General features: G+C 45.1%; 35 protein-coding genes and 1 pseudogene. 33 read left to right on the top strand and 3 right to left on the bottom strand.

Going from position 1 to position 26,243, the window contains the following annotated elements; all coding sequences use genetic code 11:
* Window positions 1-58: 58 nt before the first annotated feature.
* The 32 genes from rplC (at window position 59) to HMPREF0645_RS08100 (ending at window position 21,636) form a co-directional block, all read left to right on the top strand.
* A complete protein-coding gene (gene rplC, locus HMPREF0645_RS08250; RefSeq protein ID WP_007174505.1) occupies window positions 59-673 on the top strand; it encodes a 50S ribosomal protein L3 in 615 nt (204 codons plus the stop codon).
* On the top strand, window positions 673-1,302 hold the full coding sequence (gene rplD / locus HMPREF0645_RS08245) for a 50S ribosomal protein L4 (RefSeq protein ID WP_007174504.1): 630 nt from the start codon (window positions 673-675) through the stop codon (window positions 1,300-1,302). The genes rplC and rplD overlap by 1 nt, the downstream gene beginning before the upstream one ends.
* Before the next feature lie 18 nt (window positions 1,303-1,320).
* Complete coding sequence (rplW, locus tag HMPREF0645_RS08240; RefSeq protein ID WP_007174503.1) at window positions 1,321-1,614, top strand: 50S ribosomal protein L23; 294 nt, start codon at window positions 1,321-1,323, stop codon at window positions 1,612-1,614.
* Between the two features lie 7 nt (window positions 1,615-1,621).
* Window positions 1,622-2,449, top strand: coding sequence for a 50S ribosomal protein L2 (gene rplB / locus HMPREF0645_RS08235; RefSeq protein WP_007174502.1), 828 nt, complete (start codon window positions 1,622-1,624; stop codon window positions 2,447-2,449).
* 21 nt (window positions 2,450-2,470) lie between these two features.
* Entirely contained in the window at window positions 2,471-2,737 is a 267-nt protein-coding gene (gene rpsS / locus HMPREF0645_RS08230) for a 30S ribosomal protein S19 (protein WP_007174501.1), read from the top strand.
* A 40-nt stretch (window positions 2,738-2,777) separates the two neighbouring features.
* Entirely contained in the window at window positions 2,778-3,185 is a 408-nt protein-coding gene (gene rplV, locus HMPREF0645_RS08225) for a 50S ribosomal protein L22 (RefSeq protein WP_007174500.1), read from the top strand.
* Window positions 3,186-3,190: 5 nt separating this feature from the next.
* A complete protein-coding gene (gene rpsC / locus HMPREF0645_RS08220) occupies window positions 3,191-3,916 on the top strand; it encodes a 30S ribosomal protein S3 (RefSeq protein WP_007174499.1) in 726 nt (241 codons plus the stop codon).
* Between the two features lie 14 nt (window positions 3,917-3,930).
* A complete protein-coding gene (rplP, locus tag HMPREF0645_RS08215) occupies window positions 3,931-4,359 on the top strand; it encodes a 50S ribosomal protein L16 (protein WP_007174498.1) in 429 nt (142 codons plus the stop codon).
* Between the two features lie 5 nt (window positions 4,360-4,364).
* Window positions 4,365-4,559, top strand: coding sequence for a 50S ribosomal protein L29 (gene rpmC / locus HMPREF0645_RS08210; RefSeq protein WP_007174497.1), 195 nt, complete (start codon window positions 4,365-4,367; stop codon window positions 4,557-4,559).
* A gap of 8 nt (window positions 4,560-4,567) precedes the next feature.
* Window positions 4,568-4,825, top strand: a complete 258-nt coding sequence (gene rpsQ / locus HMPREF0645_RS08205) for a 30S ribosomal protein S17 (protein WP_066264744.1) — start codon at window positions 4,568-4,570, stop codon at window positions 4,823-4,825.
* Window positions 4,826-4,827: 2 nt separating this feature from the next.
* A complete protein-coding gene (rplN, locus tag HMPREF0645_RS08200; RefSeq protein WP_007174495.1) occupies window positions 4,828-5,193 on the top strand; it encodes a 50S ribosomal protein L14 in 366 nt (121 codons plus the stop codon).
* Between the two features lie 19 nt (window positions 5,194-5,212).
* Complete coding sequence (gene rplX, locus HMPREF0645_RS08195; RefSeq protein ID WP_007174494.1) at window positions 5,213-5,530, top strand: 50S ribosomal protein L24; 318 nt, start codon at window positions 5,213-5,215, stop codon at window positions 5,528-5,530.
* Entirely contained in the window at window positions 5,530-6,087 is a 558-nt protein-coding gene (rplE, locus tag HMPREF0645_RS08190) for a 50S ribosomal protein L5 (RefSeq protein ID WP_007174493.1), read from the top strand. Before rplX ends, rplE begins: the two co-directional genes overlap by 1 nt.
* A 2-nt stretch (window positions 6,088-6,089) precedes the next feature.
* A complete protein-coding gene (rpsN, locus tag HMPREF0645_RS08185) occupies window positions 6,090-6,392 on the top strand; it encodes a 30S ribosomal protein S14 (protein WP_007174492.1) in 303 nt (100 codons plus the stop codon).
* A 121-nt stretch (window positions 6,393-6,513) separates the two neighbouring features.
* Window positions 6,514-6,909 carry a 30S ribosomal protein S8 gene (rpsH, locus tag HMPREF0645_RS08180; protein WP_007174491.1) on the top strand — a complete coding sequence of 132 codons (396 nt, stop codon included), beginning with the start codon at window positions 6,514-6,516 and terminating at the stop codon, window positions 6,907-6,909.
* 14 nt (window positions 6,910-6,923) lie between these two features.
* The gene (rplF, locus tag HMPREF0645_RS08175) at window positions 6,924-7,496 is read left to right on the top strand and encodes a 50S ribosomal protein L6 (protein WP_007174490.1); all 573 of its coding nucleotides are present in this window, start codon (window positions 6,924-6,926) and stop codon (window positions 7,494-7,496) included.
* Window positions 7,497-7,517: 21 nt separating this feature from the next.
* Window positions 7,518-7,862 (top strand): 50S ribosomal protein L18, encoded by a 345-nt coding sequence (rplR, locus tag HMPREF0645_RS08170; protein ID WP_007174489.1) that lies wholly within the window; start codon window positions 7,518-7,520, stop codon window positions 7,860-7,862.
* Window positions 7,863-7,868: 6 nt separating this feature from the next.
* A complete protein-coding gene (rpsE, locus tag HMPREF0645_RS08165) occupies window positions 7,869-8,381 on the top strand; it encodes a 30S ribosomal protein S5 (RefSeq protein WP_007174488.1) in 513 nt (170 codons plus the stop codon).
* Window positions 8,382-8,398: 17 nt separating this feature from the next.
* Window positions 8,399-8,575 (top strand): 50S ribosomal protein L30, encoded by a 177-nt coding sequence (gene rpmD, locus HMPREF0645_RS08160; RefSeq protein WP_007174487.1) that lies wholly within the window; start codon window positions 8,399-8,401, stop codon window positions 8,573-8,575.
* Window positions 8,576-8,598: 23 nt separating this feature from the next.
* Window positions 8,599-9,045 carry a 50S ribosomal protein L15 gene (gene rplO / locus HMPREF0645_RS08155; protein ID WP_007174486.1) on the top strand — a complete coding sequence of 149 codons (447 nt, stop codon included), beginning with the start codon at window positions 8,599-8,601 and terminating at the stop codon, window positions 9,043-9,045.
* A 2-nt stretch (window positions 9,046-9,047) separates the two neighbouring features.
* Window positions 9,048-10,388: a preprotein translocase subunit SecY gene (gene secY, locus HMPREF0645_RS08150; RefSeq protein WP_007174485.1), complete on the top strand. Its 1,341-nt coding sequence runs from the start codon at window positions 9,048-9,050 to the stop codon at window positions 10,386-10,388.
* 14 nt (window positions 10,389-10,402) lie between these two features.
* A complete protein-coding gene (gene map, locus HMPREF0645_RS08145; protein WP_007174484.1) occupies window positions 10,403-11,203 on the top strand; it encodes a type I methionyl aminopeptidase in 801 nt (266 codons plus the stop codon).
* A 2-nt stretch (window positions 11,204-11,205) separates the two neighbouring features.
* Complete coding sequence (infA, locus tag HMPREF0645_RS08140; RefSeq protein WP_007174483.1) at window positions 11,206-11,424, top strand: translation initiation factor IF-1; 219 nt, start codon at window positions 11,206-11,208, stop codon at window positions 11,422-11,424.
* 24 nt (window positions 11,425-11,448) lie between these two features.
* Window positions 11,449-11,565: a 50S ribosomal protein L36 gene (gene rpmJ, locus HMPREF0645_RS13365; protein WP_007174482.1), complete on the top strand. Its 117-nt coding sequence runs from the start codon at window positions 11,449-11,451 to the stop codon at window positions 11,563-11,565.
* Between the two features lie 111 nt (window positions 11,566-11,676).
* Window positions 11,677-12,057 (top strand): 30S ribosomal protein S13, encoded by a 381-nt coding sequence (rpsM, locus tag HMPREF0645_RS08135; RefSeq protein ID WP_007174481.1) that lies wholly within the window; start codon window positions 11,677-11,679, stop codon window positions 12,055-12,057.
* Between the two features lie 20 nt (window positions 12,058-12,077).
* Window positions 12,078-12,467 carry a 30S ribosomal protein S11 gene (gene rpsK, locus HMPREF0645_RS08130; RefSeq protein ID WP_007174480.1) on the top strand — a complete coding sequence of 130 codons (390 nt, stop codon included), beginning with the start codon at window positions 12,078-12,080 and terminating at the stop codon, window positions 12,465-12,467.
* A gap of 45 nt (window positions 12,468-12,512) precedes the next feature.
* Entirely contained in the window at window positions 12,513-13,118 is a 606-nt protein-coding gene (rpsD, locus tag HMPREF0645_RS08125; protein ID WP_007174479.1) for a 30S ribosomal protein S4, read from the top strand.
* A 12-nt stretch (window positions 13,119-13,130) separates the two neighbouring features.
* Window positions 13,131-14,123 carry a DNA-directed RNA polymerase subunit alpha gene (locus HMPREF0645_RS08120; RefSeq protein WP_007174478.1) on the top strand — a complete coding sequence of 331 codons (993 nt, stop codon included), beginning with the start codon at window positions 13,131-13,133 and terminating at the stop codon, window positions 14,121-14,123.
* A gap of 74 nt (window positions 14,124-14,197) precedes the next feature.
* Window positions 14,198-14,803 carry a 50S ribosomal protein L17 gene (gene rplQ / locus HMPREF0645_RS08115; RefSeq protein ID WP_044123387.1) on the top strand — a complete coding sequence of 202 codons (606 nt, stop codon included), beginning with the start codon at window positions 14,198-14,200 and terminating at the stop codon, window positions 14,801-14,803.
* 457 nt (window positions 14,804-15,260) lie between these two features.
* A complete protein-coding gene (locus tag HMPREF0645_RS08110; protein WP_169305457.1) occupies window positions 15,261-17,951 on the top strand; it encodes a hybrid sensor histidine kinase/response regulator transcription factor in 2,691 nt (896 codons plus the stop codon).
* 302 nt (window positions 17,952-18,253) lie between these two features.
* The gene (locus tag HMPREF0645_RS08105) at window positions 18,254-21,436 is read left to right on the top strand and encodes a peptidase associated/transthyretin-like domain-containing protein (RefSeq protein ID WP_044123386.1); all 3,183 of its coding nucleotides are present in this window, start codon (window positions 18,254-18,256) and stop codon (window positions 21,434-21,436) included.
* A gap of 17 nt (window positions 21,437-21,453) precedes the next feature.
* Window positions 21,454-21,636: a hypothetical protein gene (locus tag HMPREF0645_RS08100; RefSeq protein ID WP_007174474.1), complete on the top strand. Its 183-nt coding sequence runs from the start codon at window positions 21,454-21,456 to the stop codon at window positions 21,634-21,636.
* A gap of 228 nt (window positions 21,637-21,864) precedes the next feature.
* Here the strand turns inward: HMPREF0645_RS08100 and HMPREF0645_RS08095 are convergent, their stop codons facing one another.
* Window positions 21,865-22,149 (bottom strand): hypothetical protein, encoded by a 285-nt coding sequence (locus HMPREF0645_RS08095; protein WP_007174472.1) that lies wholly within the window; start codon window positions 22,147-22,149, stop codon window positions 21,865-21,867.
* 322 nt (window positions 22,150-22,471) lie between these two features.
* Between HMPREF0645_RS08095 and HMPREF0645_RS08090 the strand changes: the two genes are divergently transcribed.
* Window positions 22,472-24,454 (top strand): glycoside hydrolase family 84 protein, encoded by a 1,983-nt coding sequence (locus HMPREF0645_RS08090; RefSeq protein ID WP_007174471.1) that lies wholly within the window; start codon window positions 22,472-22,474, stop codon window positions 24,452-24,454.
* A 397-nt stretch (window positions 24,455-24,851) separates the two neighbouring features.
* Here HMPREF0645_RS08090 and HMPREF0645_RS08085 read toward each other — a convergent pair.
* A pseudogene (locus HMPREF0645_RS08085) lies at window positions 24,852-25,862 on the bottom strand (IS5 family transposase).
* A 5-nt stretch (window positions 25,863-25,867) separates the two neighbouring features.
* Window positions 25,868-26,119: a hypothetical protein gene (locus tag HMPREF0645_RS08080; protein WP_211205376.1), complete on the bottom strand. Its 252-nt coding sequence runs from the start codon at window positions 26,117-26,119 to the stop codon at window positions 25,868-25,870.
* Window positions 26,120-26,243 lie beyond the last annotated feature (124 nt).

Raw genomic sequence — 26,243 nt, 5'->3', positions numbered from 1 at the left:
TTAGAATTACGAGTTACCAATATTAATAATTTATATTTCATTATAAACATTTATTGAAATGCCAGGATTAATTGGAAGAAAAATCGGAATGACATCCGTTTTCAGTGCCGACGGTAAGAATGTACCGTGCACTGTTATCGAAGCTGGCCCTTGTGTTGTTACTCAGGTAAAAACCGTTGAGAATGATGGTTATGAAGCCGTGCAGATAGGTTTTGGTGAAGCTAAGAAAAGCCGTACCACAAAGCCTATGGCTGGAATTTTCAAGAAAGCCGGTACAACACCAAAGAAGCACTTGGCCGAGTTCAAGTTTGAAGAGGATTACAACCTCGGTGATGCCATCACGGTAGAACTGTTTGCTGATGCAGACTTCGTGAACGTGGTAGGTACATCGAAAGGAAAAGGTTTTCAGGGCGTTGTTAAACGTCACGGTTTTGCCGGTGTAGGTCAGAGGACCCACGGACAGGATGACCGTGCCCGCAAGCCGGGATCTATTGGTGCCTGTTCTTACCCTGCCAAAGTGTTCAAAGGTATGCGCATGGGTGGCCAAATGGGAGGTGACCGTGTAAAGACACGGAATCTCAAGGTGTTAAAGGTAATTCCGGAGCAGAATCTCCTTATTGTTAAGGGTTCTTTCGCCGGTTGCAAAGGTTCAACTGTTTTAATTGAGAAGTAATGGAAGTTAGTGTTTTAAATATCAACGGTCAGGAGACCGGAAGAAAGGCAACCTTGAATGATGCTATCTTTGGAATAGAGCCTAACGATCATGTAATTTACTTGGATGTAAAGCACTATCTTGCAGCTCAACGCCAGGGAACTGCCAAAACAAAAGAGAGAAGTGAGCGTGCCGGCTCTACCCGCAAGCTGATTCGTCAGAAGGGAAGTGGCGGTGCACGTCGTGGTGATATCAACTCACCGGTGCTCGTAGGTGGTGGTCGCGTATTTGGCCCTCAGCCCCACGACTATAGTTTCAAGCTCAACAAGAAGGTAAAAGCTCTTGCCCGCAAATCAGCATTGTCTTATAAGGCTAAGGATAACGCAATTATCATTGTAGAAGATATCGATATTGAGGCTCCGAAGACAAAAGATTTCGTAAATATTACTAAAAATCTTAAAGTTGATGGCAAGAAGACACTTGTTGTTTTGCCAGAAGTAAATAAAAATGTATATTTGTCAGCTCGTAATATTCAGAAAGCTGAAGTTATGACAGCAAATGCAATCAATACCTACAAGGTTTTGAATGCAGATGTTCTTGTTATAACAGAGGGCTCCTTGAAGACCATCGACGACATCTTAAACAAATAATAAGAGGAGATTAGAATTATGGCATTTATCATCAAGCCCCTGGTCACTGAGAAGATGACCAAGATTACAGAGAAGCAACCCAACCGTTATGGCTTCGTTGTTCGCCCGGAGGCTAATAAACTCGAGATTAAGAAAGAGGTCGAAGATCTGTATCATGTTACTGTAGTAGACGTGAACACTGCGAGCTATGCAGGAAAGCGCTCGAGCCGCTATACGAAGGCCGGTCTTGTGAAAGGCCAGAAGAGTGCGTTCAAAAAAGCTATCGTCACCCTGAAAGAAGGTGAGACAATTGATTTTTACAGCAATATATAAATAAGAAATGGCAGTACGTAAATTTAAACCGGTTACACCGGGACAAAGACACAAAGTTATTGGCACGTTCGAAGAAATTACTGCATCCGTGCCAGAAAAGTCTCTCGTTTACGGCAAACGTAAGTCCGGTGGTCGAAACAATACAGGCAAGATGACCGTTCGCTACATTGGTGGTGGTCACAAGCAAAAGTTTCGTTTCATCGACTTCAAACGAGAGAAAGATGGTGTTCCTGCTGTAGTCAAGACAATCGAGTATGACCCTAACCGGTCTGCCCGCATTGCTCTGTTGTACTATGCAGATGGTGAGAAACGTTACATCATTGCTCCTAACGGACTTCAGGTGGGTATGACCGTGATGTCGGGTGCTGAGGCAGCCCCCGAGGTTGGTAATTCCCTCCCCTTGTCTAACATTCCTGTAGGTACTGTAATTCACAACATTGAATTACGTCCGGGTCAGGGTGCTTTGCTCGTTCGTTCGGCTGGTAACTTTGCTCAGTTAACTTCGCGTGATGGCGCTTACTGCGTTATCAAGCTTCCTTCCGGAGAGACTCGTCTGATACTCTCTGCTTGTAAGGCTACTATAGGTAGTGTAGGCAACTCAGACCATGGATTGGAGCGTTCGGGTAAGGCCGGTCGTTCACGTTGGTTGGGTCGTCGTCCACACAACCGTGGTGTGTCTATGAACCCTGTTGATCACCCAATGGGTGGTGGTGAAGGTCGCCAGTCTGGTGGACACCCACGCTCACGCAAGGGCTTGTATTCAAAGGGTCTCAAGACTCGCAGGCCTAAGAAGCTTTCAAACAAGTATATCATTGAGAGAGCTAATAAGAAGTAATTAAGTTAATCAGAGTAAATTATGAGTCGTTCACTTAAAAAAGGTCCATATATCAACGTATCGCTCGAGAAGAAAATTCTTGCCATGAACGAAAGTGGAAAGAAGAGTGTTGTTAAAACTTGGGCCAGGGCATCGGTGATATCCCCAGATTTTGTGGGTCACACTGTTGCAGTTCATAACGGAAATAAATTTATCCCTGTTTACATTACCGAGAACATGGTGGGGCACAAACTTGGAGAATTTTCTCCAACACGTCGCTTCGGTGGTCACTCCGGTAACAATAAATAAGTAACAGGGGAGAATCCATTTAAAACAAGCAAATTCAATAATGGGAGCAAGAAAACATATCGCGGCTGAAAAGTTAAAGGAAGCCCGCAAAAATCAATACTTTGCCAAGCTGAAAGGCGTTCCCTCCTCCCCACGCAAGATGCGCTACGTTGTAGACATGATTCGTGGAATGGAGGTTAACCGTGCGCTTGGAGTGTTGAGATTCTCCAAGAAGCATGCTGCTGCTGACGTAGAGAAGCTGCTGCGCTCGGCCATTGCAAACTGGGAAACCAAGAACGAACGCAAGGCAGAAGATGGAGAACTCTTTATAAGTAAGGTCTTCGTAGATGAAGGCGTAACGATGAAACGCATGAGGCCGGCACCTCAGGGACGTGGTTACAGAATCCGCAAGCGTTCTAACCATGTGACGCTGTTTGTTGATGCCAAAACTAATGACGTAAAAGATTAAATAGAATGGGACAGAAAGTTAATCCAATAAGCAACCGTCTCGGAATTATTCGTGGATGGGATTCAAATTGGTTTGGTGGCAAGGACTTCGGAGATAACCTCGTGGAGGACAAGAAAATCCGCAAGTATCTGAACAAACGCTTGGAGAAAGCCAGCGTTTCTCGTATTGTCATCGAACGCACCTTGAAACTGGTAACCATCACTATTTGCACTGCCCGTCCGGGTATCGTCATTGGTAAAGGTGGCCAAGATGTAGACAGGCTCAAGGAAGAGTTGAAGAACCTTTTTAAGAAGGATATTCAAATCAACATCTTCGAGGTGAAAAAGCCGGAGCTTGACGCTACAATCGTAGCTAAAAACATTGCCAGTCAAATTGAGCACATGATGGCTTATCGCCGTGCAATCAAGATGGCCGTTCAGAACACCATGCGTGCTGGTGCCGAGGGTATTAAAGTGCAGATTTCCGGTCGTCTGAACGGTGCCGAGATGGCCCGTACGGAGATGTTCAAGGAAGGACGTACACCTCTGCATACATTCCGCGCAGACATCGACTATTGTCAGACAGAGGCTCTGACTAAGGTAGGTCTTCTGGGCATCAAGGTGTGGATTTGCCGTGGTGAGGTTTACGGAAAGCGTGATTTGTCACCAAACTTCACACAGGAGAACAAGGGTGGCAACCGTAGCAGCGGCCGTCAGGGACGCGGTGGTCGTAGAAGAAGTAATAACCGTTAAAAGAAGAAGCTACAATGTTACAGCCAAAAAGAGTAAAATACAGAAGGCCTCAGGATGGGCGTGGCAAGAAGGGCAACGCTCATAGAGGTACACAACTGGTCTTCGGATCATTTGGCATCAAGACTCTTGAAGCCAAATGGCTCGACAGCCGCCAGATAGAGGCAGCTCGTGTTGCTGTCAATCGTTACATGAACCGTGAGGGACAGGTGTGGATTCGCATTTTCCCTGACAAACCAATCACTCGCAAGCCTGCAGATGTCCGTATGGGTAAAGGAAAGGGAGATCCTGCAGGATGGGTAGCACCGGTTACACCGGGTCGCATCCTCTTTGAAGTAGAAGGAGTTAGCTTTGATGTTGCTAAAGAGGCACTTCGCCTTGCAGCACAGAAGCTTCCTGTTAAAACAAAGTTTATTGTAAGACGTGATTACGATAAAAACGCTTAAGTAGTATGAAGATTAATGAAATTAAACAACTCGCCGACAAGGACTTGCGCGAGAAGCTGGAGCAGACAGAGGCAGCTTTGCACAATATGAAGCTTAACCATCAGGTCACTCCGCTTGAGAATCCGATGCAGATTAAAGCTGTTCGTCGTGATATCGCACGCATGAAGACAGAACTTCGTCAGAGAGAACTTGTTAAGTAATGACCCAGATGGAAACAAGAAATTTAAGAAAAGTAAGACAGGGTGTTGTGATCAGTGACAAGATGGATAAAACCATTGTAGTTGCATCGAAGTTTAAGGAAAAACACCCTATTTATGGTAAATTTGTCCAGAAGACAAAGAAATACCATGCACATGACGAGAAGAATGAAGCTCATGTAGGTGATACCGTGCAGATTATGGAGACCCGTCCTTTGTCACGCACCAAGAGATGGAGATTAGTACAAATTGTAGAAAAAGCTAAGTAATTATGATACAGGCATTAACAAAACTTACAGTATGTGATAACAGCGGCGCACGTGAGGTAATGTGCATCCGTGTACTTGGAGGTACCGGCCGCCGTTATGCAAGTATCGGTGACGTTATTGTGGTTTCTGTCAAGAGCGTTATTCCGACGAGTGACTTGAAGAAGGGTGCAGTATCTAAAGCTTTGGTTGTTCGTACCAAAAAGGAGATTCGCCGCCAGGATGGCTCTTACATCCGCTTTGACGACAACGCTTGTGTGTTGCTGAACAATGCAGGTGAACTCCGTGGAAGTCGTATCTTCGGCCCGGTAGCACGTGAACTGCGTGCTATCAACATGAAGGTCGTTTCCTTGGCACCTGAGGTTCTTTAATTCAATTAAATTTAAGGTAATGAGTAAATTACATATTAAGAAAAACGATACCGTAATTGTTCTTGCCGGTGCAGACAAGGGCAAAAGCGGTAAAGTGCTCAAGGTGATTGTAGACGACAACCGTGCCATTGTTGAAGGAATCAACATGGTGTCCAAGAGCACAAAGCCTTCAGCTAAGTTCCCTCAGGGAGGTATCGTGAAGCAGGAGGCCCCAATTCACATCTCGAATTTGAGTCTGATTGATCCTAAAAGTGGAAAACCTACCCGTGTGGCTACAAAGCGTGATGGGAAAAATGTTATCCGCGTTTCTAAAAAGTCAGGGGAGGAGATTAAATAATGGATACAGCACAGTTAAAGAAACAGTATAAAGAAGTGATTGCGCCTGCATTGCAGAAGCAGTTTAACTATTCTTCACCAATGCAAACTCCTGTCCTGAAGAAGATTGTTATCAATCAGGGACTTGGAGATGCTACCCAAGACAAGAAGATTATTGATGTGGCAGTTAATGAAGTTAGTGCTATCACAGGACAGAAAGCGGTGACGACCTATTCTAAAAAGGATATTGCCAACTTCAAGCTTCGTAAGAAAATGCCTATTGGCGTGATGGTAACATTGCGTGGTGAGCGTATGTACGAGTTCTTGGAGAAGCTGGTTCGTGTGGCTCTGCCTCGTATCCGTGACTTCAAGGGTGTGAACAGCAAGCTTGATGGCCGTGGTAACTATACGCTTGGCATTGCTGAACAAATTATTTTCCCGGAAATAAATATTGACCAAATCGACCGCATTCAGGGAATGAACATTACTTTCGTTACTACCGCTAAGACAGACGAAGAAGGTTATGCCCTGCTCAAGGCTTTTGGTCTTCCATTTAAGAACGCAAAAAACGATAAATAAATATGGCAAAAGAATCAATGAAGGCTCGTGAGGTTAAGCGTGCAAAACTTGTTGCTCGTTACGCCGATAAACGTGCTGCGCTGAAAAAGATCGTCGCTACGTCTGAGGATCCTGCTGAGGTGTACGAGGCTGCCCGCAAACTTCAAGCCATCCCAAAGAATGCTAATCCCATTCGCTTGCACAATCGTTGCAAGATTACCGGACGTCCAAGAGGTTATATGCGCCAGTTTGGAATCTCGCGTATCCAATTCCGCGAAATGGCTTCGAAGGGTTTGATACCCGGAGTGAAGAAGGCAAGTTGGTAACGACGTTCCTGATGTGGAATCGAATGAGTTGGCATGTGGGACGGCTGACAGATTCGACTCTCATTCAAAGACATTTTTAATATTGTCGGGATAGTCCCGATTAATTAAACATTTATATTTTATGACAGATCCAATAGCAGATTATCTGACAAGACTCAGAAACGCAATCATGGCTCATCACCGTGTTGTGGAGGTGCCTGCATCAAACTTGAAGAAGTCAATCACAAAGATTCTCTTCGAGAAGGGTTACATCCTGAACTACAAATTTATTGAGGATGGCCCCCAGGGTACTATCAAGGTTGCCTTGAAGTATGACCCTGTAACCAAACAAAACGCGATCAAGAAATTGAAGCGAGTGTCAACACCAGGACTTCGTATGTATACTGGTTATAAAGACATGCCGAGAGTAATTAACGGACTGGGTATCGCGATTTTATCTACGTCTCAAGGTGTAATGACTAACAAAGAGGCTTCAGACCTGAAAATTGGTGGTGAAGTTCTTTGCTACATATATTAATTGGAGGATTTTATATGTCAAGAATAGGAAAAATGCCAATTAGCATTCCATCGGGAGTTACTGTAAATTACGATGAGAAATCACATGTTGTTACTGTAAAAGGTCCCAAGGGGGAACTTACTCAGAAAGTAGATCCTTCTATCAAATTCGTCAACAAAGATGGCGAGATAACCATGGAGGTAGACGAAGCCAGCCCTGTAGATTACAAGCAGAAGCAGGCATACCATGGTTTGTACCGCTCTTTGGTTAATAATATGGTTGTTGGTGTGAGCGAAGGCTTTACCAAGGTGCTTGAACTTATTGGCGTGGGTTTCCGCGTTTCCAACCAAGGCAACCTAATTGAGTTCTCACTTGGCTATACACACCCCATCTTCATGGAGTTGCCGAAGGAAGTTAAGGTAGAGACAAAGTCTGAAAGAAACCAGGCTCCTGTCATTACGCTTGAAAGTGCTGACAAGCAGTTGCTGGGACTCATTTGTGCTAAAATTCGTTCTTTCCGCAAGCCTGAACCTTACAAGGGTAAGGGTATCCTGTTTAAGGGCGAGGTCATCCGCAGAAAGTCTGGTAAGACTGCTGCAGCTAAGTAATTTTAATTAGGATTTACGATTATGACAACAAAGAAAGAACAAAGACGAATTAAGATAAAGTTTCGCATTCGTAAGAATGTAACAGGAACGGCTGAACGTCCCCGTCTCAGCGTTTTCCGCTCTAACAAGCAGATATATGCTCAGATTATCAACGACTTGGAAGGAAAAACCTTGGCTTCTGCTTCTTCTTTAGGACTTGAAAAGCTTCCTAAAATTCAGCAGGCAGAAAAAGTTGGTGAATTAGTAGCAGAGAAAGCAAAGGCTGCAGGAGTAGAGGCTGTGGTATTCGACCGCAATGGTTATCTTTACCATGGTCGTGTGCAGGCTTTGGCTGATGCAGCTCGTAAGGGTGGTCTTAAATTTTAAACGATTATGGCAATGAATAAAGTAAATATCAATAGTGACGCTGAACTGAAGGATCGCTTGGTTGCTATCAACCGTGTAACTAAGGTGACAAAGGGTGGCCGCACATTCACATTCGCTGCCATCGTTGTAGTTGGTGATGGCAAAGGTGTCATCGGATACGGTCTGGGCAAGGCAGGCGAAGTTGCTGCAGCCATTGCAAAGGGTACCGAGACAGCAAAGAAGAATCTGGTTAAGGTTCCCGTTCTCAAGGGTACTGTACCTCACGAAGTTGAAGTTAAATATGGTGGTGCCAAAGTTTTACTGAAGCCAGCTGCTGCAGGTACTGGTCTGAAGGCCGGTGGTGCTATGCGTGCTGTGCTGGTGAGTGCCGGCATTACTGATGTGATAGCAAAGTCACAAGGCTCTACCAATGCACACAACTTGGTGAAAGCTACAATCAAGGCACTTTCTGAGATGCGCGATGCCTATCAGGTTGCTGGTGATCGTGGCATAGCTATGGAAAGAGTATTTAACGGTTAATTAGGAGATATACAACAATGGCAACAATTAAAGTAAAACAAGTAAGGAGCTCTATCGGTTCTCCTAAAGATCAGAAGAGAACACTTCTTTCTCTGGGACTCCGTAAGATTTCTCAGGTTGTTGAGATTGAAGACACTCCTGGCAACATGGGTATGGTACGTAAGGTACATCACCTTGTTGAGATAGTTAAGTAGTAACTTTTAAACTCAGACGTAACATGAAATTAAATAATTTGAAGCCCGCACAAGGCTCAACACATTCTCGTCGTCGCATTGGTCGTGGTTCAGGCTCTGGCTTGGGCGGAACTTCCACTCGCGGCCACAAAGGAGCAAAGTCTCGTTCCGGCTATAAAAGAAAAATCGGTTTTGAAGGAGGTCAGATGCCTTTGCAGCGTCGCGTTCCTAAATTCGGTTTTAAGAACATTAACCGCAAGGAATATTATGCAGTTAACCTTTCTGATCTTCAGAAGCTGGCTGATGAGAAGTCTCTCACAAAGATTGCGATTTCCGACCTTGTTGCAGCTGGTTATACCAATGGCAAGAAACTTGTGAAGATTCTTGGCAATGGTGAGCTGAAGGCTAAGCTTGAGGTTGAAGCGAATGCATTTTCAAAAACAGCAGAAGAGGCTATCAAGGCCGTTGGTGGTAACACAACGATAATCTAACAATGAAAAAGTTAATAGAGACACTAAAGAACTGTTGGAGAGTGGAGGATTTGCGTCAGCGACTCCTCGTCACTCTTCTGTTTACGGCTATTTACCGTTTTGGATCATTTGTAGTATTGCCAGGTATAGACCCGGCCAAACTTGACCAACTTCAGTCGCAAACTGCGGGTGGCTTGATGTCACTGCTTGACATGTTCTCTGGTGGAGCATTTTCCAATGCATCGATCTTTGCGCTTGGAATCATGCCTTATATCTCTGCTTCCATTGTTATGCAACTTCTTGCTGTGGCTGTACCTTATTTTCAGAAGATGCAGCGTGAAGGCGAGAGTGGTCGTAAGAAAATACAATGGTATACTCGAATCCTTACAGTAGCTATCTTATTGTTCCAGGCTCCGAGTTACTTGATTAACCTGAAGATGCAGGCAAGCTCTGCGCTTGCCAGTGGCATCTCCTGGAGTGTATTTATGATTCCGGCTACAATCATTCTGGCAGCAGGAAGTATGTTTATCCTTTGGTTGGGTGAACGCATTACGGACAAAGGAGTGGGGAATGGTATCTCGCTCATCATTATGCTTGGTATCATCGCTCGCTTGCCTCAGGCATTCGTGCAGGAGATGACTTCAAGATTCACTGCTATCTCTGGCGGTGGATTGGTGATGTTCATTATAGAGATTCTCATTCTCTATGCAGTGGTATGCGCAGCAATTCTTCTGGTTCAAGGAACTCGAAAGGTGCCCGTGCAATATGCGAAGCGTGTGGTAGGCAACAAGCAGTATGGTGGTGCTCGCCAGTATATTCCGCTCAAGCTGTTTGCAGCCAACGTGATGCCTATCATCTTTGCACAGGCATTGATGTTCATACCTTTGGCAATTGTACAATACCAGAGTGAAGGTGCATCGTGGTGGGTACAGGATATGATGAACAACCGTAGCCTGCTCTATAACGTGGTTTATGTTATCCTGATTATCGCGTTTACCTATTTTTATACTGCTATTACGTTGAATCCAACACAGATGGCAGAAGATATGAAGCGCAATAATGGTTTCATTCCAGGCGTTAAGCCAGGTCGTGACACTGCCGAATACATCGACACCGTTATGTCCCGTATTACTCTTCCAGGTTCACTGTTTATTGCATTTATTGCAGTAATGCCTGCACTGGCAGGTCTCTTGGACGTTCAAAGCGCATTCTCTCAATTCTTTGGTGGCACCTCGCTGCTGATTACCGTAGGAGTGGTTATTGATACCCTTCAGCAGATTGAGAGCTATCTGCTCATGCGTCATTACGATGGCTTGTTAAATTCCGGCCGTACCCGTGGCAATGGCGCTGTAAGCGCATACTAATTGGGCCTTTTGGGATGAAGGTATTTCTGAAGACGGAAGATGAAATTGAACTCATGCGCAGAGCCAACCAACTTGTTGGTGCAACTCTCGCAGAAATAGGCAGGCGTATCAAGCCAGGTGTAACAACCCTTTCGCTGGATAGGATCGCAGAGGAATTTATCCGAGACAATGGTGCCGTTCCGACGTTTAAGAACTTTCCTAATCCATACGGAGACCCTTTCACAGGGTCCATCTGTACCTCGGTGAACGAAGTTGTAGCACATGGAATACCCAGTGACCGGACAATCTTAAAAGAAGGTGATATCATCTCTGTCGACTGTGGCGTTTTGCTTGATGGATTCAATGGAGACAGCTGTTATACCTTTTGTATAGGTGAGGTGAGTGATGAAGTGAGAAAACTTCTGAAGACAACCAAGGAAAGCCTGTACAAAGGTATCGAACAAGCCCAAATGGGAAAACATGTGGGTGATATTGGTGCAGCTGTTCAGGATTATTGCGAGGCAGAGGGCTATGGAGTCGTCAGAGAACTAACCGGGCATGGTATAGGACGCGAGATGCACGAAGATCCGCCAATCCCCAACTATGGTTCTCGAGGTAATGGCTTAATGCTCAAATCAGGAATGTGTATAGCCATCGAGCCGATGATTACCATGGGAAACCGTAGCATTTGGATGTTACAGGACAAGTGGGGCATCGTTACACGTGATGGAAAGCCTGCGGCACATTTTGAACATACCATAGCTATCCGAAGAGGTAAGGCTGATATTTTATCAACGTTTGAAGAAATAGAACAACAAGAAAAGGATTTAAATTAATTATGTCAAAACAGTCTGCAATAGAACAAGATGGAACAGTGATAGAGAATCTTTCTAACGCCATGTTCCGTGTTGAACTCGAAAATGGAGTACAGATCATAGCAAACATCTCAGGTAAGATGCGTATGCACTACATCAAGATCCTTCCGGGTGATAAAGTCAAGGTGGCCATGAGTCCATACGACCTCACCAAAGGCAGGATTGAATTCAGATACAAATAATAATCATATAAGACATCTTAGGATATGAAGACAAGGACATCAATAAAGAAACGTTCAGCCGACTGTAAGATCGTACGTCGCAAAGGTCGTCTGTTTGTTATCAACAAGAAGAACCCTAAGTTTAAACAACGTCAGGGTTAATGTTAAAAATCTGCAATTGACACAAATTACATATTATAATTAGTATCTTTGCATGAATTTTGACAAAAGAAACGTTTAATTTTTTATTAAAATTATTTATTTAATCAACAAATGGCAATAAGAATTGTTGGAGTAGATTTGCCCCAGAATAAGCGTGGCGAAATCGCATTGACTTATATCTATGGTATAGGTCGAAGTAGTTCAGCAAAGATATTGGATAAGGCCGGCGTGAGCCGTGATCTGAAGGTCAACGAATGGTCAGACGACCAGGCAGCTAAAATCCGCGAAATTATCGGCGCTGAATTCAAAGTAGAAGGTGATCTCCGTTCGGAGGTTCAGATGAGTATCAAGCGTCTGATGGACATAGGCTGCTATCGTGGTGTTCGTCATCGTAATGGTCTTCCAGTTCGCGGTCAAAGCACTAAGAACAATGCTCGTACCCGCAAGGGTAGAAAGAAGACTGTTGCTAACAAGAAAAAGGCTACTAAGTAATTTATAGGGGGAAATTAATTATGGCAAAAACAAAAGCAACATCTAAGAAAAGAAATGTAAGAGTGGACGCTATGGGACAGCTTCATGTTCATAGCTCGTTCAACAATATTATTGTATCGCTTGCAAACAGCGAGGGTCAGGTCATTTCTTGGTCTTCAGCTGGTAAGATGGGATTCCGCGGTTCTAAAAAGAGCACTCCTTATGCTGCCCAGGTGGCTGCAGAGGATTGTGCAAAAGTAGCATTCGGCCTTGGCCTTCGTAAGGTAAAGGCGTATGTCAAAGGACCGGGTAATGGTCGTGAAAGTGCTATCCGCGCCATTCATGGTGCAGGGATTGAGGTTACCGAGATTGTTGACGTTACACCACTTCCACACAATGGCTGTCGCCCTCCAAAGCGTCGTCGTGTGTAATTAGTGAGTTTGAATATACAATAGATTAAAAGCATTTAAAAAATTATGGCAAGATATATAGGTCCTAAATCTCGAATTTCACGCCGTTTCGGTGAACCCATTTTTGGTGCAGATAAGGTTCTGGCAAAGCGTAATTTTCCTCCAGGGCAGCATGGCAATAACCGCCGTCGCAAGCAGTCGGAGTACGGCATACAGCTCGCTGAGAAGCAGAAGGCCAAGTACACGTATGGTGTTTTAGAGCGCCAGTTCCGCAATCTGTTCGTGAAGGCAGCCAAGAGCGGAGGTATTACCGGTGAGGTATTGCTCCAGTTGCTCGAATGCCGTTTGGACAATGTGGTTTACCGCTTGGGTATTGCTCCCACGCGTGCAGCTGCACGTCAGTTGGTAAGTCACAAGCATATTACTGTAGATGGACAAGTAGTTAACATTCCTTCTTATTCCGTAAAGGCCGGTCAGATTGTTGGTGTACGCGAGCGTTCAAAGTCTCTCGAGGCAATTGATGCAGCGCTTGCTGGATTCAATCACAGCAAGTATCCTTGGCTGGAATGGGACGAGCACACAAAGAGTGGCAAGTTCTTGCACACTCCTGAACGCGAGGACATCCCCGAGAATATTAAGGAACAGTTAATCGTTGAGTTGTACTCTAAATAAATCATTAAATTAATGGCGATATTAGCATTTCAAAAACCTGATAAAGTTGTGATGCTGGAGGCATCTGAGAGTTTCGGAAAATTTGAATTTTCCCCTCTCGAGCCTGGCTTTGGCGTTACCATTGGTAATGCCTTGCGACGCATCCTCCTTTCATCGCTGGAGGGCTATGCCATCAACACTGTCCGCATTGATGGTGTTGAGCATGAATTCTCTTCAGTTCCAGGTGTAAGGGAAGATGTAACCAACATCATCTTGAATCTCAAGCAAGTTCGATTCAAGCAAGTAGTAGAAGAATTCGAGAATGAGAAAGTTAGTATCACCGTAGAGAATTCCACCGAATTCAAAGCAGGTGATATTGGTAAGTACCTGACTGGATTTGAAGTGTTAAATCCTGATTTGGTGATTTGTCATTTGGACTCCAAGGCATCCATGCAAATAGACCTTACTGTTAATAAGGGTAGGGGATATGTTCCTGCTGACGAAAACCGTCAGTTCTGCACCGATGTCAACGTGCTTCCCATCGATTCTATCTATACCCCTATCCGTAATGTAAAGTACAGCGTCGAGCCTACTCGTGTCGAGCAGAAGACCGACTACGATAAGCTCTGTATCGAAATCACTACGGATGGCTCCATTCATCCAAAGGATGCGCTGAACGAAGCAGCTAAAATCCTCATTTACCACTTCATGCTGTTCTCTGACGAAAAGATCACACTCGAGGATCCTAACAAGGACGGCAACCAGGAGTTTGATGAGGAAGTGCTCCGCATGCGTCAGCTGCTCAAGACCAAGTTGCTTGATCTCAACCTCAGTGTTCGCGCACTCAACTGCTTGAAAGCTGCTGATGTGGAGACCCTGGGCGACCTTGTACAGTACAACAAGACCGACCTCTTGAAGTTCCGCAACTTTGGTAAGAAATCGCTCTCAGAGCTTGATGATTTGCTAGAGAGTCTGAATCTTTCGTTTGGAACCGACATTTCAAAGTATAAACTGGATAAGGAGTAAAAAGTCAGCAATAGGTTACAACGATAAACCTATCGCAAAATATAAACCCTTGTTCACAACAAGTAAAAATTAAAATGAGACATAATAAAAAATTCAACCATCTGGGTCGTACTGCATCTCATCGTGCCAGCATGTTATCCAACATGTCTGTCAGCTTGATTATGCACAAAAGAATCACTACGACTCTCGCAAAGGCAAAGGCTCTTAAGAAATATGTTGAGCCCCTGATTACACGTTCCAAGAATGATACGACAACAAACCGCCGTGTGGTTTTCCGTTACTTGCAGGACAAGTATGCAGTGAAGGAACTTTTCGGAGAGGTTGCAAACAAGGTTGCTGACCGTCCCGGAGGTTATACTCGTGTTATCAAATTGGGTACACGTTTAGGTGACGCTGCAGAGATGGCTTTCATAGAATTGGTAGACTTCGATGAGAACATGGCCAAAACACCAAAGGCTGAGAAAAAGACTCGTCGTAGCCGTCGCTCACGTTCCAAGCAGAACGATGTAGAGCAAGCTACTTCTACAGATACCGAAAAGGCTGTTGAAGAAGTTGCAGAGAAAACTTCTACTGAGGCAAAAACTCCAAAAAAGACTCAAGCCAAGCCTAAAAAGGAAGCCAAGGAAGCTGCAGCAGCCGAAACTACAGATGGAAAAGATAAGGCTGAAAAGGCAGAATAAGTTATTTTTAGCTAACAATCAAGAGTGCGTCGACAAAACAGTCGGCGCATTTTTGTTACGTATGATTACATCCTCATACTTACAATTCATAACAAAGATTAAAGTTTTTAATCGTTTTTCTTTTGATTGTTATTGATTTTACCTATTTTTGCAAGTAGATAAGCGACTTAGCCTGATCATTCCGAATCAGCAGGTAAGAGTTGTAAAAGCAGGCAAAACATAAGATCCTTTGTTTCTGCAACGCTATTCACGTTTGATAACCTAACTCATGATGAAAGCAACAGATCATGACATGAAATCACCCACGACCTCTTTTTCTAACAAAAACATAATCTCGGAGAGGTTAAAATGGCGAGTTGTATCTTTCTTGTTGCTGTTTTCTGTCATCATTGTCTCCTGTCGGAAAGCGCCGAAAGTCTCCTACACACAAGCGCAGAAAGATAAGATAGAAAATGAGATGAAATCATTAGAAGCTATCAGTGACCGGGAGAAAAGATTCCAACAATACAAGCTGCAAGACAACAAACTGGGTATGATGATAGGCTACCGCTATTTGGGTCTGGCATATCGTAATTCAACCCAATTTGACGAGGCGATACAAGCACATAGGGAAGAGTACAATCTGGCGGTGGAACTGAAAGATACCGTCGAGTTGGTCATAGCTCTGAACAACATCGGAACAAATTTCAGGCGCGTGGGTGCCTTGGACGAAGCCTCTACCTACCATTATAAAGCACTGATGCTCAGTGATCAGTACCAGGGTGACTCCAGCTTTGTTGCCCGTAAGAACAGGGTTATTTCATTAAACGGACTCGGCAATGTGCACCTCACTTTGGGCAACACAGAAGTGGCCGACAGTGCTTTCCGACTGGCTTTAAAGGGAGAAGAGCAGTTGGGCAGCAAATTGGGGCAAGCCATTAACTATGCCAATTTAGGCTCATTGCTGGAAAAAGAGAACAAGATAGATTCCGCACGACTGTATTTTAAAAAATCTCTGAAGCTGAACCGCGAGGCTGGTTCTGAACTCGGAGAGGCTTTATGCCAGCTTGACTTGGGAGAGCTGGAAGAAAAAGACCAGGCATGGGACCAGGCCGTCCGGCGATATGAGAAGGCCTATCAGATCTTGAAAAACATTGACGACAGTTGGCATTGGCTTAATGCCGTATTCGCCTTAATCGATTTTTACATTTCCCAAGACAATTATGCCCAAGCCGGACAATATATTGCCGAAGCCAAACCAGTTGTGAAACAACTGGGGTCGTTTGAATATCTGACAAGACTCTATCACGCAGAATACATGCTCAGCCAAAAGCAGGGAGACAGTCGCCGGGCGTTGGAAAGCTATGTCAAGAGCCAGATGTATAAGGACAGTCTGATGGGCGAGACCAAAACGCGACGTATTCAGAATTTACGCCTGGAATACGAACGTAAGAACAAACAGCGCGAAATGATGGCCGTCAGACAGAAGATGAAACAGGAAAAGACCTTCGGGACCCTCGTGCTGATCAGTAGTATCTGCATTCTCCTGTTCTGCATCGCAGTTATTGGCTTCTTATGGTATGTCATACGGATACGCTCGAAAAACCACAAGATGATGGTTCAGATAGAGCGAATTAAAGATAGTTTCTATACCAACCTTACTCATGAATTCCGCACACCATTAACCATTATCCTTGGTTTCAGCAAGCAGATAGCCGACGGTAGCCTCGTCGACCGAGACGAACTCAAAAAAGCTGGAGAACTCATGCACAGGCAAGGCAGCGGACTGCTCGATCTGATTAACCAACTGCTTGAGATTGCCAAACTGAAATCAGGTACCGTCCAACTCGACTATCACCATCAAGACATCATCGCCTACATCCGGATGATAACGGAAAGTCATCAGGCGTTGGCCAAAGCCAAGCATGTAGAACTCATGTATATGCCGGATCAGACAACGCTGATGATGGATTTCGTACCTAACTATGTCATCAAGGTCGTGCGAAATCTGATATCCAATGCCATTAAGTTCACACCGAAAAATGGCCGCATCAAAGTTATCACCCAGGTTGAACACAACTTCTTTCAATTACAGGTTGTCGACAATGGCAAAGGAATACCGGCGGAAGACTTGCCGTATATCTTCGATTTGTTTTATCAGGCAGGTCGTTCCTCCGCTGAGGTTGGCAATGGGGTAGGGCTGGCCATGATCAAACAATTGGTGGACATGATGGACGGAACCCTCACCGTAGAAAGCGAGGTCGGCAAAGGTTCTACCTTTACCGTCAGGTTGCCATTAAAAACAGTGAAGCAGGTATCGCCCACCAATGCTCCGGAAGAGCACAACCCAGCTCTGCCTTGTACAGAGCCGGTCGAGGAAAACGTCGACACAGAGGTGAATGAAGAACGTGCCTCGGTTTTGATCGTCGAGGACAATACGGATGTGGCCCATTATATCGGCATGCAGCTCAACCGCGACTACAACCTGTTCTTTGCCCACGATGGGGCTGAGGGTCTGGACAAGGCAAAAGACCTCATGCCGGATATTATCCTGACCGACATGATGATGCCAGTCAAAGACGGGTTGGCGCTGTGCCGGGATATCAAATCGTCCGATGTGCTGAACCATATTCCTGTCATCATGATTACCGCCCGCTGCAACGATGCAGACAAGTTGAGCGGACTGGAGGCCGGAGCAGATGCTTACTTAGAAAAACCTTTCAGTGCAGACGAGCTGAAGGTGAGAATCAAAAACCTGATAGAGCGAAATGAGAACTTGTCTCGAAAATACGCCCTGTCATCACAGACCGACATTAATAACATGTCCGACCTCTCAACCGTAAATCAAGCCTTCCTCCACAAATTTATAGATGTGGTTTATGCTCACATGGCCGACCGCACTACCGATGCCGAAAGTATTGCCTCCGACCTGTGCATGACTTCCAAGCAACTGAGAACGAAAATCTATGCCATTACAGGAGATAACACATCGGTTTATATTCAGAAAATAAGAATGGAGAAGGCCAAGCGCTTGTTGAAGTCCGAACAGAACTCCTCTATCGGGGATATAGCCATGAAATGCGGCTTCGAGGATGTGTCCTACTTCTCACGCGCATTCAAAAAATTGTATGGCATCACACCCTCACAACATCGCAGACAACCCCTATAACCGCTGCCCGTATATTGCAGACACACCCCGTCAAACGCATCTCGTCAGGAGATGCGTTTTTAGTTGATTAGGATTTTTATTTTCCTGAATAACAGGAGGTTAAACTTTTGATTTGTCATAAAAGTCCTATTCTCTCCTTTCATTTTGTCGTGTAAATCCTATTTTTAGGACGAAATGTCCTGACCCTGTGTTCGTATTCAATTTAATTTTGCAACAGAGAATTTTCTGCGCAACAACACATCAATCTTATATAATAACATTGAATAACGCACAGTCGTCAGGCTGTAAAACAACTAAAAATTATGAGGAGAATTTTATTAAACATGATTGGCATTCTGATATGTCAATTATTCGTAACGGGAGTGGTTGCCCAGAATGTAACCATCAGTCCGCAATCGGGCAAGTTGGTTGCCGGACTCACCGGAGAAAATGAGGTGGGTTATGAGCGAGGTTGGAGTTCACTGTGGCGACACAACCAACTGCCCCTGTCTCTGGTCGTTTCAGATTATGCTGATCTGACCAACGGTGGTATGTTAAAAGAGCCTGCAGGTAACATTATTTTGGATGAAACGCCCAACCGTTATGTTATTTGTGGAGGAAGCTCAGTTACAACACGCCTGAACATCTCATTGCCCAAGGGTTATCGCTTTACCGGTTACCGCATGGTTTTGCTGAACAACAAAAACAGCATGACTTTCCACGGTATGGAGATTAAAAGCAACCCCAAACAGCTGTATGAAACAGACCGTAATTTTAATTACAGTTCCCCGAAGGCAAAAACGGACTTGATGCCCGGAACAGATGACACTAAAGAATATGTCATTGGGCGCACCAGTAAAAATGCGACAGACATGGGCAACAATCTATACTTCTATTTCTATCGTAAAAACGACGGTTATTATGCCGCCACCATCAAGTCGTGTGAGCTCTACTTCACGGCTGAGGGCGATTTTAATGCACAGGTCGCACCGAATGCTTCCATTACAAGTCCCGTGAATATGGTGGGTTCAAGTTTTGCAACCAGCCGACTCGATTTGGGTCCCATCCAGCCCAATCCGAAAAATGGGAAAACCTATTATAGCTACGACTACAATAATGTAAAGGATCTGACCGCCATGAACTATTTGTATCAGGAAGATGCTGTCACAGACGGCAAACTACCTGAAACCGCCGGTGCGGGTTCTATTCGGGCTTCACAAAATCAATATATCTTGGGAAACAACACCTATTATGTAGAAACACCTACATCTGCAACAACGCAAAACGGAAAGGTAATTCCATTGGGATACAGAATTGTTGGAGCAAAATTGAAATACAGCACTGGGGTCTCAATCGGCAATGATGGTTATACCTTAAAGGTTTATAGCACGGATAAGAACACCGTATACAAGACAGTAAACGTTGCCGATGGCGGAAGAGGAGAAGTTGTGTTGGAAAATCTGAACAACGATGCCATCAAATTCACAGTTGAGGGATTGGAAGGCAATGCGAGAGCACGCGTTACGTTCGAGTTGACACTCGAATGTCTAAACCCCTATATCAACACGATGGATATCATCTGTCATTCTCTCATCGATAATGGTCCCACCCTGATGCAGCAATTCACCAGCAACGACTTCCAGGTATCGGGAGGAGCATTCACCTTCTATGTTCCAAGAGACTTCTTTGGCGGAGGTGAGGAGAAATGTCGGTTTACGTTTGAAGGACTTTATAGCAAGTATGGGGATAACGGCTACACCAACGGCGATGGTAACGCACGCTACTTCTTCGTGAAGTCTCCGTATAATCTCAGTTTTGGGGATGGCAAACAATATCAAACTATCGGAAATGAGCTTGAAAGCGATAAGAACCATACGGCCCACTGTGGCAAACAAGCCTTCAGATTCAGCAACATCGACCAGCTGAGCAACACCAACACAAGCGCTGCACCCACCACCCTGGAAGAATATCCTTATTCCGATGCATTATATGATTCGCAGGGCGGTACTTTCACAGACAACATCGTACTTGCAGTTAACGAATCGAAACCTTGCTACCTGTTCACCGGCGATGAGACACGATGGAACGTAGCGCCCACCACGGCCATGGAACACCGTTACTTTGCCTATTATCTGATGCATCTGACCTTGGTCATGAAAGACTATGTCGCCAAGTGTGATCTGACCAAGCTCTACGATGCCACCTGCTACGAAAAAGACGGACAGGATGCCGAACTACCCATGTATGGTGGTGTGTTCAAAGCCTTGGATGCAGAAACCCAAGAGGAAATTCCGAGTGGCAACGCTTATCTCACCGTACCGATGATGAAGCAGGCACTCATAGATGAACTGTATGGAAACGCAGAGAAAGGAATTGCCGGAGTTGGTGCCACAGGGCAACAAGTGCTCTGGCTCGACTACACCAATCTCTATTCCATCCACATTCCAAATAAGAACGAGATCAACGAGATGAAGGCTTTGCTCAACCCCAACTGTCTGATCTATTTCCCCGAGCGTACTACCTACTGCGAAGATAACTATATTCAAAAGACTGCCAGCGGCGACTACCGCGCATGCAAGAATATCGTGATCACCGACAAGCAACCGTTCTACGCACCCTACAAGATCACCGTGTCGGCAGAGAACTATGCGACGTACACCCGTAAGATCACAGTTCCAAAGAACGGAAAGGTGGCTCACGCCACAGTGGTTCTGCCATTTACCTTGACAGTCGATGCTCAAGGCATCCATACCAACAAAGACGGTAAATGTGCTTTCAAAGTGGCCCAAATGACAGCTGGCAACTGCTTGGAACTGGACGACGAATACAATTCGCCGGAGGATTATCGGGGCAAGGCCTACTTCACTCCGCTGACCGAAGGCAGCACCACGGCTAATGTTCCCTATATGGTCGAGGTGACCCAAGCGCCTGAAGACGGAGAAGTTTCGTTCGTCGCAACCCAATATGGTTCCGATATCATGGCTACCAAGGGTAGTGCGATGGATGCTGCATCCTATGAGTTTGAGGGAGAAACGGCATCGGGAAAGATTCTCGGCACAAGCTACACCTTCACCAACCATGGTTCATATTCCGGCAGGAAACTGAATAAGAACCTGAAGAACTTCTACTTCGCCCGTAATATGTTCTTGAATTCCAAGAATCTTCGTCCTGAACATGAATATCTCTATGTTTATCCGTTCCGCTCTTATTACAGCTTTAACGGCGGAGCCGGTGCCAAGACAATGACAGCGTTCGATGTCTGCTTTGGCGAGAAGGACAACAGCATTACCGGCATTAGGGAAGTGGAAGCCGGCGATCGGGTCATGACGCTGAACGCTCTTCGTGGAGCCCTTCAAGTCAGAGCCAACGAGAGCACGGTAGTGGAAATCGTTGCCATAAACGGCATGACCCTGAACCGCTTGCAGATGAATGCCGGCGAAACAGCGACGGTTCCCCTGGCAGCAGGTGTATATGTAGTGAACGGAAAGAAAATTATCGTCAAATAACAGTGGAGGATTGAGTCATGAAAAAACAATATATAATTCCAAATACGGAAATCATCAAGGCTGATTGCGGAGACCTTATGATAGGATCAGACCTGGATCATGCAGACAGCAAAAAGTATGACTTTGAAGTGGAAAACGAAGATTTATTCGAAGAACAACTCTATAGACCCCAACACAATGTTTGGGATGAAGAATACTAATCTCTCCTCACTGTTTTAGAGTTAGGTAAGGATGATTCGGGCGGGACGTGAGGTCTCACCCGAATCTGTTTGTACGCTCGGCATGAGCAAAATGTATGTCATTGAGTTTCTTTGTGTGATGAAGCTATTTGATATCACCCCATACCCTTACATCAATAGTTTGTTAAAATTTGAGATAATGGCTACGCAGCTTTCCTCTGCCAGCCAAAGAGTTCTTTGATGGTATGACTAATAAACTTTCGGTTCGGTATGCTCCGACACCTGTCGAAAATTAATTTTGCAATGTATGTGTTCGCCATGAGCTCCTTGAAAGAAGCCATGGAATACGGTAGCCCATTTTCCTTCATCATCACCTTTGCCACATTCTGTGATGCGAATGATGCGTTGTAGGAGAAGTCCAGCTGATTCTTGTGCCTTGCCTAACAATGCGCGAGTCCGGTATACTGCTTCGTTCTGTAGGTCTGCTCGCAATGGGTTCTGTAACGCTACTTCTGAGTGAAATTTATCTTTCATTGTATCGCCATGTACAATAAGCGTCTTTCCAGGAGTAGATTCTCAAAAGTTTTGCCTAATTTTGCAGATGAGCTTTTGATGGCATCTCTGCAGATTTCCGTATATTGGTCGAGTGGTTCTGATGTCATTTACTTGATGTTTACTCTACTATAAAGTTACTGACAATCAGCCACTTGACTAAATTTTATTAGTTATAGACAGTCAACTAACTCTCTCATATTCAAGCGATTATATTAGAATTAACGGAGTATTGATAGAGCTAAAATATAAAAAATACTTATCTTTGCTGTCAATAATTTCAATCAACTTAATCATACAACCAATGATTCACATCAAAAAACTATTTGGGATAGTGCTGATGAGCCTGATAGCACTACACAGCTATGCCCAGAATGATGTCTACACCATCTACCCGGTGCCTCATAATCAACATTCATTAGCAGGCAAGGCTACCTTTACCCATACGGTAAACATTGTGGCTGATGCAGGTATCGATGAGGTAACCATTGCACGTGCCAAGCAAATCATAGATCAGAAAGGTGGCTCGACACAGGTTAGCAGACGTGCCGACAAACGTTGCTCTAATATCTACCTCGGCGTGAACGGGCAAAAGGGGATAGCCAGCAACAAACTGAAACAATGGAAGATTAGGCATCATGCCTTTGACAAGAAAGATAAGTTTGACAAGCATCTGCTATGTCTGTCTGTCGAGGCAGGTAAGGCGCAGGTAGTGATCTTGGGCGAGAACACCGATGCCACCTTTTACGGTCTTGCTTCGCTGGAGCAGATCTTCGACCGTGGCACCCGGAATTTGCCTTGCGTGTGCATAGAAGACTATGCCGACGTGCAGTATCGTGGTGTGATCGAAGGCTATTATGGCGTGCCTTATTCGGCTAAGGCCACCAAGGATCTCTTCGCTTTTATGGCACGCTACAAAATGAACAGTTATATGTACGGAGCTAAGAGCGATCCTTACCATTCGCAAAAATGGCAGGAAGCCTACCCCGATTCGATCACGGCAGAGCAGGAAGCCATAGGCTTTCTCTCCTCTCCCATGCTCAGGGATATTACCCAGACTGCGCATCAGAATAAGGTGAACTTCATCTGGGCGATACATCCGGGAGGAGCGTTTACGGAGAACAAAGACAATCATGTGGTGGATAAGATCATGCAGAAATTTGAAAAGATGTATGATCTGGGCGTGCGCCAGTTTGGTATCTTTGTCGATGACGTAGGTGTTCCCGACGACAGTATCAGTCTGGCCCTCAATGCCAAACGACTGACAGAGGCGCAGCGAGCCGTGGAAGCACGATGGAACAAAAACTATAAGACAGCTGCCGATACCGTGAAGCCTATCAATTTTGTACCACAGCTTTATGCCTATTCATGGGTGAACGCTAAGGTGCGCCACAAATTCTTCAAGGCTTTAAGCCATATTCCTCATAATGTGGTGGTGTATATCACTGGAGCCAATGTGTGGAGCGTACCCAATTCGCACGATCTCCAGGTAGTAGCCCGGAGCTTCGGACGTCCGTTGGCATGGTGGTGGAACTATCCCTGCAATGACAATGACATCAGCAAACTCTTTGTGCGCGACACTTATACTAATTTTGCCGATGAGAAATGGATTGACAATGGTGCCAAGCTAGATGCGACATTGACCGGGGCCAGTGCCATCATCTCCAACCCCATGCAGCAAGGCACGGCCTCCAAGATAGCACTCTTCGGTGTGGCCGATCATGCCTGGAATCATGCCGCATTTGACAACGAGCCAAGCTATCAGGCTTCGTTGAAGGCTGTAGTGGGAGCTGATTATGCAAAGAGTTTTGACCATCTGTCCCATTACTTACGCTATTATGACGGCGAACCGATGAAAACGCTTATCGACAATTACAAGTATAATGGTGACCCTAAACCACTGATAGCTGAAATGGAGACAGTGATGCGTGAGTGTAACGAGATGATGGAACTGAAAGATCAGCAGCATCCCGAACTAGAGTTGTTTAGTACGGACATCATGCCTTGGGTAGAGAAGGTAAGCGATATGGCATATATCACTCATCAGTTGCTCCAAGCCATACATGGAGAGCGTGCACAGCAGGCGCATCCGGACGTCATCACATCCAAGATCATCTCAATGGAGCAAGGTCTGGATCACAATGGCAAGTACAAATTCAGCATACTGCAGGGTATGGGCGATGACATCAAACTAAGCTACATCGGTGCCGAACCATCTCAAACCGTCATGCGTCCCTTCCTTACTTACCTGAAAAAGAAACTTATGGCACACCATATAAAGCCATAAGAAGCTATAGATTCTGGGTCAGCGGATTTTTCCAGTTGGTAAGGTTATGTATTAAGCATAAAGTTTTGCCAGTCTATACATAAAGAACTTAATATCTCCAACTCCTCTAATATCTCAAGAAGATGGCCAAGGCCGTCTGAGAACGAAACGAAGTCGAATGCTCTTTCGGCACAGGCAAGAGAGTCTATCGAGCCAACAACATCAGAGCCAAGCTTCCAGAAACAGCAGGAATGCTGGACAGGAATGTGCTACTTTGTCAAGAACGTGATAAAGTTCCTCTGGGAACTTTGTCTTGCCCTTTTCGAAATTAAGCTCAATTTATGAGCAGATGCTATTGCAAAGTTTAGAGTCCGCTGCTTTGCAGTCATGGCAATTTATTAATTCAGCGAACACTATATTAGTTGTAAGCAATAGTCTCCATGATGTGCTGTGCGTGACTCTTAGCCAGACCTACATATCTGGCAATGCCACCATGAAACCGCCTGCGAATAGAGCCAAAGGTACGTTTCGTTTTGTATTTTGTCTTGCTGGTGGCTACATTGATACGCTGCTCTCTTTCAAGTCAGCTTGCATCCTCTTACTCCTTTGTGCATGATACGACTCTTGAACTTCACACGTTTAAGTACACCCTTGTTCCCCGCAGAGTCATGTCCCTTGTCGGCACAAACAGGTGTACCCTGCGGAAGTTTGGCTTTTGCTAACGGCCCTTCCAAATGTTTGATGTCACTTTGTTAGCCGATGTAGTTTCCTAGGCAATCACCAAACCCTTCTCGCCCGTAACCAAATGTCGCTTGTATCCGAAGTGTAACTTGCCCATCTTCTTTACCCAATATACTTCGCCGTCAACATTAGACTTGACAAGGCCTTTAAACATAGCCTTTCCTGCTATATCCATACCTGCCTCCTCATTGCGTTCCTCGACTACTTCGTATTCCTTACGCCCGCGGGGACGACGAGAGATGTCCATGATACTGGCGTCAACTATGGTGCCACGCTTAACCAAAACACCGGCCGACTCTAACTGGCGATTAATCTCTTCCAGCACATCGTCGTAAAGGTCGGTTTCAAGTAGAATGTTGCGGAAACGACACACCGTCGTACTATCTGGAGCGCAGTCGTCCAATCCTAAGTCGACAAATCAACTGAAAGACAAGCGGGCATTGACTTGCTCCTCGCCCCCGCCGTCACTCAGGCTGTACCATGTACGAAGGAGTTCGGTCTTGAATAACACAAGGCTGTCATAGCTCGGGCGACCGGTGGGACGGTCATCTTTGGTATAAGCAATCTCAAATAGTCCACAGATGGGATTCCAATCGATTGGCTGATCGAGTTGAGAGAAAAAGGTCTGTTTGATCTGACGATGACCAACAAACCTTAAACAAGGAGGATAGAGTTGGGGGCCTATCATGGCCGTTATCGTTGATTGATATCTATGATGGCATGTGGCCCCTGTTGTTCAAATTTTTCATATTGTAGCTTGAGCCGTTCTATGGAATCTTTATCTTCCTCAGACAGAGGGTCTTGTTTGATGTAGATATTTCCCATCCCCTTGTCGTGAGCCTCAGTTAGTCCATCTGGTGCGACACCTTCTTCTATGCTGGTGCATGACATGGCAGCCAAAATAAGGATGCTGGAAAAAGTGTAAATGCAATGTAAAAATCTCATGTTCGTTTCCTTTTTGAATGGTCTGTCAATTTTGATATACATATCCCGGATTTATTTCCAATTCAGGATTTATTAAATAGTCGCGTAGTTGGAACGGGAAGTTGTAAAGATACTTTCTGGTAAT

This window comes from Hallella bergensis DSM 17361, assembly GCF_000160535.1.
Classification (GTDB): domain Bacteria; phylum Bacteroidota; class Bacteroidia; order Bacteroidales; family Bacteroidaceae; genus Prevotella; species Prevotella bergensis.
The sequence above is the reverse complement of the archived record's forward strand: the minus strand, read 5'-3'. Positions and strand labels throughout refer to the sequence as shown.

Excerpts from the sequence above, each read along its gene's own strand:
- secY (WP_007174485.1), top strand. The coding sequence starts at position 9,048 with ATGAAAAAGTTAATAGAGACACTAAAGAACTGTTGGAGAGTGGAGGAT.
- rplD (WP_007174504.1), top strand. The coding sequence starts at position 673 with ATGGAAGTTAGTGTTTTAAATATCAACGGTCAGGAGACCGGAAGAAAG.
- rplE (WP_007174493.1), top strand. The coding sequence starts at position 5,530 with ATGGATACAGCACAGTTAAAGAAACAGTATAAAGAAGTGATTGCGCCT.
- rpsD (WP_007174479.1), top strand. The coding sequence starts at position 12,513 with ATGGCAAGATATATAGGTCCTAAATCTCGAATTTCACGCCGTTTCGGT.
- HMPREF0645_RS08095 (WP_007174472.1), bottom strand. The coding sequence starts at position 22,149 with ATGAAAGATAAATTTCACTCAGAAGTAGCGTTACAGAACCCATTGCGA.
- rplP (WP_007174498.1), top strand. The coding sequence starts at position 3,931 with ATGTTACAGCCAAAAAGAGTAAAATACAGAAGGCCTCAGGATGGGCGT.
- rplF (WP_007174490.1), top strand. The coding sequence starts at position 6,924 with ATGTCAAGAATAGGAAAAATGCCAATTAGCATTCCATCGGGAGTTACT.
- HMPREF0645_RS08090 (WP_007174471.1), top strand. The coding sequence starts at position 22,472 with ATGATTCACATCAAAAAACTATTTGGGATAGTGCTGATGAGCCTGATA.
- rpmD (WP_007174487.1), top strand. The coding sequence starts at position 8,399 with ATGGCAACAATTAAAGTAAAACAAGTAAGGAGCTCTATCGGTTCTCCT.
- rpmC (WP_007174497.1), top strand. The coding sequence starts at position 4,365 with ATGAAGATTAATGAAATTAAACAACTCGCCGACAAGGACTTGCGCGAG.
- rplW (WP_007174503.1), top strand. The coding sequence starts at position 1,321 with ATGGCATTTATCATCAAGCCCCTGGTCACTGAGAAGATGACCAAGATT.
- rplR (WP_007174489.1), top strand. The coding sequence starts at position 7,518 with ATGACAACAAAGAAAGAACAAAGACGAATTAAGATAAAGTTTCGCATT.
- HMPREF0645_RS08110 (WP_169305457.1), top strand. The coding sequence starts at position 15,261 with ATGAAATCATTAGAAGCTATCAGTGACCGGGAGAAAAGATTCCAACAA.
- rpsN (WP_007174492.1), top strand. The coding sequence starts at position 6,090 with ATGGCAAAAGAATCAATGAAGGCTCGTGAGGTTAAGCGTGCAAAACTT.
- rpsQ (WP_066264744.1), top strand. The coding sequence starts at position 4,568 with ATGGAAACAAGAAATTTAAGAAAAGTAAGACAGGGTGTTGTGATCAGT.
- rplB (WP_007174502.1), top strand. The coding sequence starts at position 1,622 with ATGGCAGTACGTAAATTTAAACCGGTTACACCGGGACAAAGACACAAA.
- map (WP_007174484.1), top strand. The coding sequence starts at position 10,403 with ATGAAGGTATTTCTGAAGACGGAAGATGAAATTGAACTCATGCGCAGA.
- rpsC (WP_007174499.1), top strand. The coding sequence starts at position 3,191 with ATGGGACAGAAAGTTAATCCAATAAGCAACCGTCTCGGAATTATTCGT.
- rplQ (WP_044123387.1), top strand. The coding sequence starts at position 14,198 with ATGAGACATAATAAAAAATTCAACCATCTGGGTCGTACTGCATCTCAT.
- rplO (WP_007174486.1), top strand. The coding sequence starts at position 8,599 with ATGAAATTAAATAATTTGAAGCCCGCACAAGGCTCAACACATTCTCGT.
- rplN (WP_007174495.1), top strand. The coding sequence starts at position 4,828 with ATGATACAGGCATTAACAAAACTTACAGTATGTGATAACAGCGGCGCA.
- HMPREF0645_RS08105 (WP_044123386.1), top strand. The coding sequence starts at position 18,254 with ATGAGGAGAATTTTATTAAACATGATTGGCATTCTGATATGTCAATTA.
- infA (WP_007174483.1), top strand. The coding sequence starts at position 11,206 with ATGTCAAAACAGTCTGCAATAGAACAAGATGGAACAGTGATAGAGAAT.
- rpsE (WP_007174488.1), top strand. The coding sequence starts at position 7,869 with ATGGCAATGAATAAAGTAAATATCAATAGTGACGCTGAACTGAAGGAT.
- rpsH (WP_007174491.1), top strand. The coding sequence starts at position 6,514 with ATGACAGATCCAATAGCAGATTATCTGACAAGACTCAGAAACGCAATC.
- HMPREF0645_RS08100 (WP_007174474.1), top strand. The coding sequence starts at position 21,454 with ATGAAAAAACAATATATAATTCCAAATACGGAAATCATCAAGGCTGAT.
- rpsS (WP_007174501.1), top strand. The coding sequence starts at position 2,471 with ATGAGTCGTTCACTTAAAAAAGGTCCATATATCAACGTATCGCTCGAG.
- rpsK (WP_007174480.1), top strand. The coding sequence starts at position 12,078 with ATGGCAAAAACAAAAGCAACATCTAAGAAAAGAAATGTAAGAGTGGAC.
- rpsM (WP_007174481.1), top strand. The coding sequence starts at position 11,677 with ATGGCAATAAGAATTGTTGGAGTAGATTTGCCCCAGAATAAGCGTGGC.
- rplC (WP_007174505.1), top strand. The coding sequence starts at position 59 with ATGCCAGGATTAATTGGAAGAAAAATCGGAATGACATCCGTTTTCAGT.
- rplV (WP_007174500.1), top strand. The coding sequence starts at position 2,778 with ATGGGAGCAAGAAAACATATCGCGGCTGAAAAGTTAAAGGAAGCCCGC.
- HMPREF0645_RS08080 (WP_211205376.1), bottom strand. The coding sequence starts at position 26,119 with ATGAGATTTTTACATTGCATTTACACTTTTTCCAGCATCCTTATTTTG.
- rpmJ (WP_007174482.1), top strand. The coding sequence starts at position 11,449 with ATGAAGACAAGGACATCAATAAAGAAACGTTCAGCCGACTGTAAGATC.
- rplX (WP_007174494.1), top strand. The coding sequence starts at position 5,213 with ATGAGTAAATTACATATTAAGAAAAACGATACCGTAATTGTTCTTGCC.
- HMPREF0645_RS08120 (WP_007174478.1), top strand. The coding sequence starts at position 13,131 with ATGGCGATATTAGCATTTCAAAAACCTGATAAAGTTGTGATGCTGGAG.